This is a genomic window from Akkermansia muciniphila ATCC BAA-835 (assembly GCF_000020225.1).
In the GTDB taxonomy this organism is placed as follows: Bacteria; Verrucomicrobiota; Verrucomicrobiia; order Verrucomicrobiales; family Akkermansiaceae; genus Akkermansia; species Akkermansia muciniphila.
This window is the reverse complement of record NC_010655.1, coordinates 839,021-852,051: the sequence shown is the minus strand read 5'-3', so window position 1 is coordinate 852,051 and position 13,031 is coordinate 839,021. Positions and strand designations below refer to the sequence as shown.

At 55.9% G+C, this 13,031-nt stretch carries 11 protein-coding genes; 3 read left to right on the top strand and 8 right to left on the bottom strand.

The window, feature by feature from the left end:
* Positions 1–328 precede the first annotated feature (328 nt).
* The 4 genes from fbaA to AMUC_RS03900 form a co-directional block, all read right to left on the bottom strand.
* Positions 329–1,360: a class II fructose-bisphosphate aldolase gene (gene fbaA / locus AMUC_RS03915; RefSeq protein ID WP_012419773.1), complete on the bottom strand. Its 1,032-nt coding sequence runs from the start codon at positions 1,358–1,360 to the stop codon at positions 329–331.
* A gap of 294 nt (positions 1,361–1,654) precedes the next feature.
* The gene (gene lysA, locus AMUC_RS03910) at positions 1,655–2,944 is read right to left on the bottom strand and encodes a diaminopimelate decarboxylase (RefSeq protein ID WP_012419772.1); all 1,290 of its coding nucleotides are present in this window, start codon (positions 2,942–2,944) and stop codon (positions 1,655–1,657) included.
* A gap of 3 nt (positions 2,945–2,947) precedes the next feature.
* Positions 2,948–4,060, bottom strand: coding sequence for an AI-2E family transporter (locus AMUC_RS03905; RefSeq protein WP_012419771.1), 1,113 nt, complete (start codon positions 4,058–4,060; stop codon positions 2,948–2,950).
* Positions 4,061–4,119: 59 nt separating this feature from the next.
* Positions 4,120–4,785 (bottom strand): HAD family hydrolase, encoded by a 666-nt coding sequence (locus AMUC_RS03900; protein ID WP_012419770.1) that lies wholly within the window; start codon positions 4,783–4,785, stop codon positions 4,120–4,122.
* Between the two features lie 152 nt (positions 4,786–4,937).
* Between AMUC_RS03900 and AMUC_RS03895 the strand changes: the two genes are divergently transcribed.
* Positions 4,938–6,242 carry an APC family permease gene (locus AMUC_RS03895; RefSeq protein ID WP_012419769.1) on the top strand — a complete coding sequence of 435 codons (1,305 nt, stop codon included), beginning with the start codon at positions 4,938–4,940 and terminating at the stop codon, positions 6,240–6,242.
* 41 nt (positions 6,243–6,283) lie between these two features.
* On the opposite strand, the gene AMUC_RS03890 is transcribed toward AMUC_RS03895, so the two are convergent.
* The 3 genes from AMUC_RS03890 to floA form a co-directional block, all read right to left on the bottom strand.
* Positions 6,284–7,066 carry a thiazole synthase gene (locus AMUC_RS03890; RefSeq protein WP_012419768.1) on the bottom strand — a complete coding sequence of 261 codons (783 nt, stop codon included), beginning with the start codon at positions 7,064–7,066 and terminating at the stop codon, positions 6,284–6,286.
* Between the two features lie 106 nt (positions 7,067–7,172).
* Positions 7,173–7,814 (bottom strand): hypothetical protein, encoded by a 642-nt coding sequence (locus tag AMUC_RS03885; protein WP_012419767.1) that lies wholly within the window; start codon positions 7,812–7,814, stop codon positions 7,173–7,175.
* A 54-nt stretch (positions 7,815–7,868) separates the two neighbouring features.
* Entirely contained in the window at positions 7,869–8,918 is a 1,050-nt protein-coding gene (gene floA / locus AMUC_RS03880) for a flotillin-like protein FloA (RefSeq protein WP_012419766.1), read from the bottom strand.
* Between the two features lie 94 nt (positions 8,919–9,012).
* Here floA and queA point away from each other — a divergent pair, with 94 nt between their 5' ends.
* Positions 9,013–10,002: a tRNA preQ1(34) S-adenosylmethionine ribosyltransferase-isomerase QueA gene (gene queA / locus AMUC_RS03875; RefSeq protein WP_012419765.1), complete on the top strand. Its 990-nt coding sequence runs from the start codon at positions 9,013–9,015 to the stop codon at positions 10,000–10,002.
* A gap of 48 nt (positions 10,003–10,050) precedes the next feature.
* Here the strand turns inward: queA and AMUC_RS03870 are convergent, their stop codons facing one another.
* Positions 10,051–10,725 carry a hypothetical protein gene (locus AMUC_RS03870; RefSeq protein ID WP_012419764.1) on the bottom strand — a complete coding sequence of 225 codons (675 nt, stop codon included), beginning with the start codon at positions 10,723–10,725 and terminating at the stop codon, positions 10,051–10,053.
* Between the two features lie 517 nt (positions 10,726–11,242).
* On the opposite strand from AMUC_RS03870, the gene AMUC_RS03865 reads away from it, so the two are divergent.
* Positions 11,243–12,988, top strand: coding sequence for a cation:proton antiporter (locus tag AMUC_RS03865; protein ID WP_012419763.1), 1,746 nt, complete (start codon positions 11,243–11,245; stop codon positions 12,986–12,988).
* Positions 12,989–13,031 lie beyond the last annotated feature (43 nt).

Here is a 13,031-nt window from a genome sequence, read left to right as displayed (position 1 = left end):
GCGCTGCCGGGTTCCCTGCGGTCCGCTGAGCGGAGGAATGGCCTTGTTCTGTTATGAATAATTCCGGTTTTTCCTGTGCGGCTATCGTTTTATTTGTCCGCAGCGGTTTCCTTGCGGAAGAATGCGGGTTAATGGTCCCGTAATCGGAGAAGCCCAGGGGACAGAAAAGAAGAAGACGGGGAACGGTTCGTTTTCCCGTCGTCTCAGAGGGATAAATACTCGGTGAAAGCGTTTCCCGCCTTACCCTGTTGGCGGGTTTTTCCAGAAAAAATGCCCGGTTTCTTTTAAGAAACCGGGCATGGCATTAAACTCGTTGAGGGAACTCTTTTTAGATTTTGCCAAAGAGGGTCTTGCCGGCGGACATAAGGTTGTCGGCGGCTTCCTGAAGGCGGGCGGCGACTCCCTTTTCACCCTTGGCAAGATAGGAACGGGGATCGTAATCCTTCTTGTTGCCCACTTCGCCATCAATCTTGAGCACTCCGTTGATGTGTTCGCACATGTGGGAGACGATCGGGCGGGTGAAGGCGTATTGCGTGTCGGTGTCGATGTTCATCTTGACGACGCCGTAGGAAACGGCTTCGCGGATATCGGAAAGTTCGGAACCGGAACCGCCATGGAAGACGAGGGGCATGCGAGCCGCTTCTCCGTGTTTGGCTACCACGGCTTCCTGACCGTCCCGCAGGATGCTGGGTTTCAGTTTGACGTGGCCGGGCTTGTACACGCCGTGCACGTTGCCGAAAGTGGCGGCCAGCATGAATTTGCCGAGGGGCGCGAGGGCTTCATACGTCATCAGCATATCTTCCGGAGAAGTGTAAAGCTTGTCGGCGGGATGGCCGGAGTTGTCCACTCCGTCTTCTTCTCCGCCCACAACGCCGATTTCGATTTCAAGAACGATGCCCAGTTCGGCGCATTCCTTCAGCAGTTCCCGGGAAAGCTTGAGGTTTTCCGCCATGGGAAGCGTGGAGGCATCCAGCATGTGGGAATTGAAGAGGGGGGCTTCACCGCGTTCCACGCGGCGGCGGGATTCGGCAATCAGAGGACGCAGGAAAGTATCCACGTGTTCGGGCTGGCAGTGGTCCGTGTGAAGGGCTACGAGAACGTTGTGCTTTTCAGCCAGACGACGCGTTGCTTCCGCCAGAACAATGGCGCCAAGGGCGGAATTGCCTACGGAGCTGCCGGAGGCGAATTTGCCGCCACCGATGGAAACCTGAATGATACCGTCGCTTTTGGCTTCGGAAAAAGCGCGGAGAGCGCCGTTGATGACTTCGATCGTGGTCACGTTAACGGCCGGATAGGCGTAGCCTTCCTTTTTGGCCGTTTCAAGCATGGTAATGTATTGTTCTGGTGTGGCTATTGGCATAACGGGGATATGATAGGTGTTTTTTTTCAGGAGGGCAAGGCTGAACTCAGGCGCACGCCGGGGTTGCAGCGCTCTTGCGGGACATGTTCATGTTCGAATCATTGTGACTTACGGCCGGACCGGTCCGCCGGAGCCCGTACGGCAGTAGCATGCGGCGTCTCCGGAAAGAAGCTCCGCGTGGCTTGGCGGACTTGAAAATTCCGCCTTGCTTTCCATTCAGTACGGTTGAAAGGAAATGCCCCTCCTTCGTTTTACCGCTGGAAGGGCATTCTAAAGATGGGAGGGATGGGGGTGTTATTCCGGAATGGATTCTCCCCGGATGAGGTCTTCCCAGCTTTGGCGGCTGCGAATGACGTTCCATTGGTCCCCGTCCACCAGGACTTCTTCCGCCATAGGCCGTGAATTGTAGTTGGAAGACATGGAAAAACCATAGGCTCCGGCGGACAGTACGGCCAGGAGTTCTCCCTGGCGCACGTCCGGCATGTCCCTGTTTTGGGCGAGGAAGTCTCCGGATTCACAAATGGGACCCACAACATCCGCTGTGACGCAGGATCCGGAGGGGTGTTCTCTGACCGGGATAATTTCATGATAGCCCTGGTAGAGGGCGGGGCGGATGAGGTCGTTCATCCCTGCATCCACAATTTTAAAGGTTTTGGCTTTCCCGTTTTTTTCATACAGGCAACGCGTGATGAGTGCTCCCGCATTTCCTACGATAAGACGGCCCGGTTCCACAATGATGTGTAATCCCAGAGGTTGCAGGGTGGGGACGACGGCCTGGGCGTAAGTGCTCAGCGTGAGCTGGGCGCAGTCCTCATTCCACCATTCCTGAACGCCGGAATCCAGCGTGCCCTGGTAAACGATGCCAATTCCTCCTCCGATGGAGAAAAATTCAATGCCGTGTTTTTCTTTCAGGGAAGCAGCCAGGGGGGCGACTTTCCTGACGGCTTCTAGGAAGGGTTTCGCCTGGGTAAGCTGGGAGCCGATATGCATTTGCAACCCTTTCAGATGAAGGTTCGGAAGTTCGCGGGCCGCCATCTCATAAAGAGATTCAATGCGTTCGAAGTCCACGCCGAATTTATTTTCAGCCTTGCCGGTAGTAATGTATTTGTGCGTTCCCGCCTCTACGTTGGGATTGACGCGCACGGCCACCGGAGCCTTGACTCCCATGGAGGCGGCAATGGCGTTAATGGCCCGCAGTTCCGCTTCGGATTCCACATTGAAGCAATAAATGCCCTGGGCCAGGGCATAACGGATTTCCTGCTCGGTTTTTCCTACGCCGGCATAAGTGCATTTGGACGGATCTCCCCCGGCTTTGAGGACACGGAAGAGTTCTCCGCCGGAGACGATGTCGAATCCCGCCCCGTTGCGGGCCATGAGGTTCAGGATGGCGATGTTGGAGCAGGCTTTGACGGCGTAGGCCACTTCCGCGTTAAGCGGTGCCAGAGCTTCCCTGAGGCGGTGAAAGTGGTTTAAAATGGTTTGTTTGCTATAAACGTACAGGGGTGTGCTTTCCTTGTCCGCCAGTTCCTGAAGGTTGACGTTTTCACAGTAGAGCGTGCCGTTTTTGTAAGCGAATGAATGCATGGATTATTCCTTGGTTGTGCTTTCGTTGGTTTTCCCGGAATGGAGAGGGGGGAGAGGGAATCTGGGAGTGGGAGGGTTGTCAATGAGCTGGGCGATCCAGGCGAGATCCTTGGAGCTTTCCAGCCCGAGTTTAATCAACATGGTAATGGGTACGGCCAGCAGCATGCCGATGGGGCCCCATACCCAGCCCCAGAAGATGACGGAGAGCAGAACCATACTGGTCACAATGCCGAATTGTCGTCCCAACAGCATGGGTTCCAGGCAGTTTCCCAGGGCTGTGTTAATCACCAGGTAGCCGCCGGCAACAATGATGCCCGCAGTCGGGCTGATCAGAAGCATGGCGAGAAGCGTGGGGGGAATAGCCGCGATGATGGAGCCGAAGGTGGGAATGAAGTTGAGGGCGAAAGCCACGATGCCCCACAACAGCGGAAAGTCCACGTTCATGTAATAGCAAAGCAGGAAAGCCAGAAGCCCTGTAACTGCGCTGATGAAGGTTTTAATAATGAGATATTTCTGAACTCCGGCCAGGGCCTTGGAGAATTTGCGGATGCCTGTGTCGCTGTTATGCCCCAGTTTATTGATGTTCGCCCGGAAGCGGGGGGCTTCCCCCAGGAAGAAAGTCATCAGGATCAGAATCAGGGTGGTGAAGGTCAGCATGGAAGCTAACTGCCCCATCACCCCTGTGGAAAACGCCACGATGCGCTGGCCGTTGAGCAGGTCCGGAAGTTCCTGAAGCATCTGGTCAGCCAGGTTGTTCCAGTCCTGTTCAATCAGGAAAGCGCGGAGTTCATGGATTTTCTCCATCATAAGAGGCTGGTATTTGACCGTGACCGTTTTGGCCAGATCCTGCCCCAGGTATTGGGCCAGATAGCCCAGGCCCACCAGAATGCCAAAGTCCATGATGACCGTGAAAGTCACTGCCAGCCAGTGCGGGAAGCAAAGACGGCTCTTGAAAAAAGTCGTCAGCGGATAACTGACGATTGCCAGAAAGCCGGATAGAACGATGGGCAGGAGCACCGGTTTTCCCGCCTGCAGCCCGGCCGTGATGATAATGACGCTGGCGAGCATGAGCAGAATTTTCAGGCCCTCTTTTCCGGATTCTTTCTGAAAAGTCATGGAAGGATTGATATTAACGGGGTGGGTAATGATAGCCTGTTTTCTGCAGGATTGCAATCTTAAAGGCCTTCATTTTCATGATGTTCCCGGAAGAAACGTTCCAGGTCTTCAAAACGGGTCAGGAGAAAGTCCGGCTTTTTTTCCCTGAGGCCGTTGATGTCCGCCTCCTCGGCCCATCCTGCGGAGAGAATGCGGATAGGGACAGAGCGGCATGCGTCCACGTCTGTGGGGGCGTCTCCAATATAGATGGCTTCTGAGGCGACGGCATTCAGACGGGACAAAGCCCGTTTGATGCGGTCCGGTTTTACGCCTCCCTCCGGGGAGCCTGTTTCCAGAATAGGAAAAAATTCGGACAGATGAAAAAACTGGAGGGATATCTCTGCGCTTTCCAGGCGTTTGCCTGTGACCATGGCCAGCCGAATGCCGAGGTTGCGGAGAGTGCTCAGCAATTCGGCTGTTCCGGGAAAGGGGGCGGGAGCCAGGTCTGCGTGCAGCTTGCGGTAATAGTGGATAAATAGTTCCCTGCCGCGTTCATGCAGTTCCGGTTTCCCGGGAATCAATTTCTGGATAACTCCCAGATCGTCCGGGCCGAATTGGCGTTCGATTTCTTCATCCGTCAATATTCTGCCGTCCAGCTTCCGGATAGCGCGGCGAAAAGCCTCCCGGCACAGGGGTATGGTGTCGGCAAGAGTTCCGTCAAAATCAAAAATGGCGGTTTTGATCATCAGCCGTACCCTACATGCCGACAACGGACGGTTCAAGGGGAAAGCCGTGCCGGAATAGTCATGATGGGGCTGCAGGACGGATGAATAAGCAGGACGTGTCATCCCGTGCGGAAAGGTCAACGTTTCATTCCTGTAGTATCTCTAAATCCCTTATGTACGGGAAGGCCCCAAAAGAATATCTGTCCCTGTGGAGCGTCATTGCATTAGGAATAGGGTCCATGGTGGGAGCGGGAATTTTCGCCCTCATGGGGCAGGCGACCCTGATGGCGGGAAAAAATGTATATTGGTCCTTTATTCTGGGAGGCGTTGCTGCCCTGCTTTCCGGGTACACCTACGCCAAACTGGGTTCCCGTTATCCCGGTTCCGGAGGAATTATGGATTATTTCAACGAGGCTTTTTCCCATAAGACCCTGTCCGGCGCACTGACCCTTATTTACCTGGGAACGCTGGTCATTACCGTGGCCCTGGTGGCCAAATCCTTTGGAGCCTATGCGTCCCGCCTGTTTTTACCGGACAGGGCAGTCACCATTTATTCCACGGCCCTTTTTGCCAGCGTGGCTATTTTGCTGCTGGGGGCATTGAATATGGGGGGAGCCAGGGCCGTTGGAAAGTCGGAAGTAATCATGGTGGCATTCAAATTATTGATTTTGACGGTTTTAATGCTTGCCAGCTTCGGTTCTTCCGTGCCTGTGGGCGCGGATCCCATTCCGGTGAAAGGGCTGGACGGTTTGCTGGGCAGCGTGGGATTGACATTTTTCGCATTTGCCGGCTACGGAATGATGGCCAATACGGCGGGCAATCTGAAAAATCCTTCCAGGACGCTGCCAAGAGCCATTTTTATGGCTATTGGCCTTGTGCTGGCCCTGTACCTGATACTCTCCTACGTAGTACTGTCCAACGTTCCCGCTACTTCCCTGGAAAGCCATACGGAAACGGCCGTAGCGCAGGCCGCCTATCCGGTTTTGGGCATGTGGGGCTTCATGGCCGTATCCGTAGCGGCTCTCATTGCCACGGCATCAGCCATTAATGCCACCATGTTCAGCATGCTGGACATTTCCCGGGCTCTGGCGCGCAACGGCCAGCTGGGAGCTATTTTTAAACAGCCTTTCTGGGGCCACGGAACGGAGGGTTTTTTCTATCTTTTGCTGGGGATTCTGGTGATGACGAATGCCTTTAACCTGGTAGCCATCGCCAATTTGGCGGGGGCCTGTTTTCTGATCAGCTACCTGGCGGTGTTCGTCGCCCATTGGCGGCTCCGGAAAGAGACTCAGGGAAATGCGCTGCTTATCATCCTGGGCTTTCTTCTGATGCTGTTTATTCTGGGGGCGTTCTTTTACCAGATGTTCTTCAGCCAGCCTTACCTGATTCCGTTGATTGTGTTGTTTGTAGCCGCCTGCTTCATCCTGGAATTCCTAATACGCAGGAAGATTGCGAAAAATGTTCCCGGAGTTTCTTGACCCATGGGTGCGGGAGAAAACCGGGGCTTTTTCCCGGCCTTTTAATGCAGGAAGGAAGTCAGGGGGCTGGTGGCTGTAGCTTTGGAGGAAACGGCGGGAAGGCCGGACAGATAAGCCATGCGTCCGGCACGGCATGCCAGGGCGAACGCCTCCGCCATGGCGGAGGGAGAGCCGGAGGCGGCGATAGCCGTATTGACGAGCACGGCATCCGCTCCCATTTCCAGAGCCTCCGCCGCGTGGCTGGGCGCTCCCAGCCCCGCGTCCACCACCACGGGGACAATAGCCTGTTCAATGATGATGTTAATCAACTCCCGGGTCAGCACTCCCTTGTTGGTGCCGATGGGGGCGCCAAGAGGCATGACGGCCGCCGCTCCGGCTTCCTGAAGGCGTTTGGCGAGCACGGGGTCCGCGTTAATGTAGGGAAGCACGGTGAAGCCTTCCCTGACCAGGATTTCCGCCGCTTTCAGCGTTTCAATGGGGTCCGGCATCAGGTACTGAGCGTCCGGGTGAATCTCCAGCTTGATCCAGTTGGGCAACCCGGCTGCTGCCGCCAGGCGCGCCAGGCGTACGGCTTCTTCTGCCGTAGTCGCTCCGCTGGTGTTGGGGAGAAGGAGGTATTTTTCCGGCTCAATGAAATCCAGAATATTGGCGGCGGGATCGTGGGAACCCGTCAGATCCGCCCGGCGCAGAGCCACCGTCACAATTTGGGCGCCGGAGGCTTCCAGAGCTTCTTTCATGCTTTCATTGGAAGGAAATTTTCCCGTTCCCACCATCAGGCGGGAGGTGAACTGGCGTCCGGCTATCTGCAAAGGTGTGTCTGTCATTGCGGGATGGAGGGTACCTCCGCTTACCTTTTCAGGCAAGGGAGAATGAATAAGAGGGGGGGCAGCATGACGGCTGAACGGAACATGGCCCGGGAAGGGCCATTCTTTATTCACCGCTGAAGGATGCGTTTCGTAATGCTCTGGGTTTCCCAAGGATTTCCTGATAAAGAATAGCCGCTTTCAGGGATTTGGGGTGGTGAAGGGAATTTTTCAGGGAAGGAGATTCCACTGCGGCTGATGACGGAAGAAGGTCGGGCAGATGTTCCTTCATCTCCCTCTTTTGCAAACGTTGCAGAGCCGCCTGTTCCGCATCGGAAAGAGAGCGCATGGATTGCCGGGCTTCTTCCGTAGCTTTTACGTAGCGTTCCAGTACATTTTGCGCCGTCTGCCGGGCTGTTTCCTCGGGTTGTGCAGCCGCCGGCGCCGGGATCGGCTGCGGTTTGCGGGCCACGGCGGGGGAGGGAAGCTCTACAGGAGGGGCTGAGGGCCGCGGTGCGCGGGCCGGTGCGGCAGGTTGGGTTTGCTGTGGCTGCGGGGTTGCCCGGCGCATTTCCGCAATGACTTCCCTTACGCGTTTTTCATGATGGTTCTCCGTGTCCGGAACGGACGGTTCCTCATCCTTTTCATCCGGTTTCAACAATTCGATTGCTTTTTTGATGAGGAAAATCACCCCGACAATCAGCCAGAACCAGAGTTTCAGGCTATTGTCATCGCCTCCGGAGGCGAGCATGTATGCCAGTAAATCCATAAAGGATAAAGGTTTCCGGAAAAAGCAGGCCTTTCCGGAAACCAGGGAATTTATTTATTTGATGGAAGAGGGAGGCGTATCCGGTTGAGCGATGGAATCTCTCATTTTGGTGTCAGCCACCACGTTTTGGTAACGGGCGTAGTCCAGCACTCCCAGATTGCCGTTGCGGAAGGCTTCCGCCATGGCCATGGGAATCTGGGCTTCCGCTTCCACCACCTTGGCGCGCATTTCCTGCGTTTTTGCAGCCATTTCCTGTTCCGTGGCTACGGCGGCGGCGCGGCGGACTTCCGCTTTGGCCTGGGCGATTTGTTTGTCCGCTTCCGCCTGCTCGGCCTGGAGGCGGGCGCCCACATTGCCGGCTACATCCACATCCGCAATGTCAATGGAAAGCACTTCAAACGCCGTGGCGGCATCCACCCCCTTGTCGCTTACGGTACGGGAGATCACCTCCGGTTTTTCCAGAACATCCTTGTAGGAGGGGGCAGAACCCACGGCGGAGACGATGCCTTCCCCGACGCGGGCGACCACCGTTTCCTCCGTGGCGCCCCCTACGAAGAGATCCAGGTTGGTGCGCACCGTTACGCGGGCGCGCACCGCCACTGCAATGCCGTCACGGGCCACCGCCGTCAGGCGCGTTTGGCCGGAGCTGGGGTTCGGGCAGTCGATGACTCGGGGATTGATGGAGGTGCGCACGGCTTCCAGCACGGTCTTGGAAGTGCCTTTCACGGCCAGGTCAATGGCGCAGGCGCGGTCGTAGCTCAGCGGAATGCCGGCTTTCTCCGCCGCAATCAGGGCAAGCACGCAGTCCACGATGTCGCCGCCGGCCAGGAAGTGGGCCTCCAGCTCATCCGTGCTGATGTCCAGGCCCGCCTTGGCGGCCGTAATGCGGGTGTCCACCACCAGGGGATAGGGCACTTTCCGGAGCCACATCCCCAGCATGTTGCTCATGGAGACGGGCGCTTTCGCCAGACGGGCGCGCAGCCATGTCTTGAAGAATTTGGCGATGATGGCGAAAAAGATGACCAGAAAGATGACGAGGACGACGACCAGAATGGTCCCCCAGGCGGTTGCGTTGGAAATGTTTGCTGACAGCAGGTTGTTCATGTATCCTTCCATACCATATGAACCGAAGCAGGGTAAAGATATAATTGTGTTACCTGCGGTTTAAAGGTATTGACCTTTCGGAGGATTCGTGGCAATGCACTTGGCCGTGCGCACCATTGATTTTGATTATCCGCTGCCGGAAGAACTGATAGCGGACCGTCCCCTTCCGGACCGCTCCGCGTCCCGGATGATGGTCATTCACCGGGATACGGGCATGATTGAGCACAGGCATTTTTGCGATTTGCCGGAATATGTGCGGGAAGGGGATCATTTTATCCTGAATGATACCAGGGTGGTTCCGGCAAGATATTTTTCCAACGACGGTTCCATTGAAATAGTACGCGCGGAGGTTCTTAATCCCCTGTTGTGGAAGTGCATGGTGCGCCCCGGACGCAAAATGAAGCTTGGGCGTACGGTTGCGGTCGGAGAGGCGGTGGGCACCGTGGAAGGCATTGATGAGGAAGGGTACCGCCTTATCCGGTTTGACCGGGAAGTGGATGAGGAAAAATACGGGCGTCTGGCTCTTCCCCACTATATGAACCGGGAAAGCGACCCATCCGACAGGGAGCGTTACCAGACCGTTTACGCCAGGCATGAAGGGGCCATTGCCGCTCCTACGGCCGGGCTGCATTTTACGCCGGAGCTGCTGGCATCCGTCCCCCACGATTTTCTAACCCTGCACGTGGGGGTAGGAACATTCCGTCCCGTCAAGGCGGACAGGATAGAAGACCATCAGATGCATACGGAGCATTTTTTTCTTCCTGAAGCCGCTGCCCGGGCAGTCAATAACGCCAGAAGGGTTATTGCCGTGGGCACCACCAGCGTGCGGGTGCTGGAACATGTGGCAACGGCGGAAGGTCTGCCGTTGAGGGAGTGTTCCGGTTCAACGAACATCTTCATTTATCCTCCCTACAACTACAAGGTGGTGGACGCCCTGATCACGAATTTCCATTTGCCGCAGAGCACGCTGCTGATGCTTGTCAGCGCCTTTGCGGGCAGGGAGCTGGTCATGAAAGCCTATCTGGAAGCCATCCGGGAACGGTACAGATTTTTCTCCTATGGAGACTGCATGTTGATTTTGTAAGGTCCCGGCGGTTTTTTCAAGTATCCTTTGGAAAAAGCGCGGATGGTTTTAAAGACTGTCTTCCGGAGGGTGCTGCGGGCGGAGGGACGGCGGCGGAACGCCGCCCGGGGAAGAATTGGAGTTCCGGCTTCTTCTGAGTTCCAGCAGGTTTTTTCCGTGGTTCCTGAGTTGGCGGAGGGTAATCAGCATGTGCAGTATTTCTTCCAGCAGGATATTCATCACGTTGGCATAATGACGGTCCGTGCTGTTCTGGCACAACCGGAGGAAATAGGCGGCTTCCAGTTCCGGAGCGTTCCATTTGTTCCGGATGATGCAGCTTCTGCGGGAGGCCCTGGGCCAGCAGGGATATCCCCGGTCCCTCAAATAAAGAAGGTAGCAGTCTTTTAACATGTCAAGCTGGAAGGTTGCGCCGGCACGTGCCGGCAGGGAGATGAAGGGGTGCATGTCTTTTACTCCCTCCAGCGTCATGTGGATGGTTGTTTCCGCAAGCACGGTCCAGTAGAGAATGGGTTCCGTTACGGCACGGCTCCTCCTGCGGAACCGCAGGTAGAAATGGCGGCTGAGCTCCAGGACGGAAAGGGCTTTAATGTAATGCGTCAGAACCGCCCGGCCGTATTGCCGGAAAATGAACTGTTCCAGCCTTTGCTGGAGATGAGCGTCTCCCATTGCCATCTCCTTCTTAAGAAGGTTCCACTGTTCCTTGAATATGGCATCTTCAGTCATAGATTTGAAAAAATCAATTATTTCCAATATAAAATAAATTAATTTCCTGGAAATTCAAATGGAATTGGGGGTATTTTATCAATTTTTCCAAGTTCAGGGGTATGGGCATGGAGTATGGAAGAGCCTGAAAACGAAAGTGTCTGCCCGGCGGGCGTTCCTGCTTTGGATTTTCCGGGCCGGCGGATTATTTCCGTTGTCCGGCAGCAGGATGTAAAAATTGCCGATGGTGATGTATGGGCATTTGTCCGACCGCCAGTGCGGGACAATGACCCGGCAGCTTCCCGGGAATGAACAGGACGAATTTTACTAACACGTTTGATAGGAATCCCGTATGGGAAAATTAAATTAGGAGCGGTCGCAAATAGGATATGATGAAAATTTGCCGGGGCCATTTTTCATGCAAAAAGTGCGACTGCATTTCCATGCGGCGCAATGCGTTCTTGTGAGGGAAAATAAAACGCGATAGCGTAAAAACGACTTGGCGGTCAAGAATACCCCTTATCCCTGTCACGCGCGTATGGATCACGATTTCAGCCTTATTCTCACTTTTGTCGGCGGATTGGCCGCTGCCCTTCTTTTCGGCCTTATTGCCAGAAAACTGCATTTATCCCCGCTGGTGGGCTACCTGCTGGCCGGGGTGGCGGTAGGGCCGTACTCGCCGGGATTTGTTGCGGATTCCCATACGGTGGAACAATTCGCGGAGCTGGGCGTTATCCTGCTGATGTTCGGGGTGGGGCTCCATTTCCATTTGAAGGATTTGATTGCCGTGCAAAAAGTGGCCGTGCCGGGAGCCGTTGTGCAGATATCCGTGGCTACCGTGCTGGGGGTGCTGGTCGGGTGGATGTTCGGATGGTCCGCGATTTCTGGACTGGTTTTTGGCATGGCGATTTCCGTGGCGAGTACCGTAGTGCTGACGCGGGTGCTGGAAGACAACCAGAACCTCCATACGCCCGGCGGCCATGTGGCCCTGGGATGGCTGGTAGTGGAAGACCTGTTTACCATTCTGCTGCTGGTTCTCATCCCCGCCGTGATGGAAGCGCGCCAGAGCGGCGCCGGAGACTGGGGCGGCATTCTTTCCGAGCTTGGCTGGATGTTCGTCAAGCTGGCCCTGCTGGTGGCCCTGACGCTGTTTGCCGGGAAAAAAGTCATTCCGCTGGTGCTGCGGTACGTGGCCCGAACGGGCGCGCGTGACTTGTTTACGCTGGCTGTGCTGGTCATTGCGCTGGGCGTGGCGGTGTGCTCCGCGGAATTCTTTGGCGCTTCCATGGTTTTGGGGGCGTTTTTGGCGGGGATGGTTGTAGGCCAGTCGGACTTCTGCGCGCGCGCGGCGGCGGAAGCCATGTTGATGAGGGATGCTTTTGCGGTTCTCTTCTTCGTTTCCGTGGGGATGATGTTTGACCCGATGTCCGTGGGGGATTGCTGGCCTCTGGCCCTGGCAACGCTGGGGGTGGTGATGATCGGCAAGCCGCTGGCGGCTTATGTGGTTGTTCGTTGCCTGAGGCGGCCGGTGCCGCTGGCGCTGAGCGTATCCGTGGCCTTGGCTCAAGTGGGTGAATTTTCTTTCATTCTCGCCGGAATAGGTCTCATGTACAACATCCTGCCTCCGGATGCCAATCAGGCCATCATTCTGGCGGCTGTCGTCTCCATTTCCTTAAATCCCATCCTGTATCGGCAGATTGGACCTGCAGTCAAATGGCTGCAAAAACGCGGCATAGGGCTTGCGGACCCGGGGGGCGTGAACAGCATGGCCTTGCCCGCTCCGGATGCGCGGCGCGTGGTATTGGTAGGGTTTGGCCCCACGGGGCGCATTCTTAAGAGGATATTGAATGACAACGGGGTGGAAGTCATCATCGTGGAAATGAACATAGACACGGTTACCGCTATACGGGAGCAGGGAGGGGATATTGTTTACGGGGATGCCAGCCAGCGGGAAATTCTGCGCCATGCGGGCATTGAATATGCGGAAAGCCTGATTCTCTCCGCTTCCATTCCGGACGCCAAGGAGATAGTAGGCGTGGCTCTGGAGCTTAACCCTCATATTGACGTGATGATTCACACCAAGTACATGAGGGACGTGGATATACTGAAGGAAGCCGGCGCTTCCCAGGTTTTTTCCTCGGAATCGGAAGTAGCCCTGTCCATGGCGGAATATTTCCTGCGGGAAGGCGGTGCGGACGACGAACAGATCGTTTCCGAGCGCCAGCGCATTCGCGCGGAGCTGGACAGGGAAATGCCCGGAGTTTCCGTTGCGGGCCATTCATAATCGTTGGCTCCGCTTTGTCCGGGCGGAGGTTCCCATGCCCGGA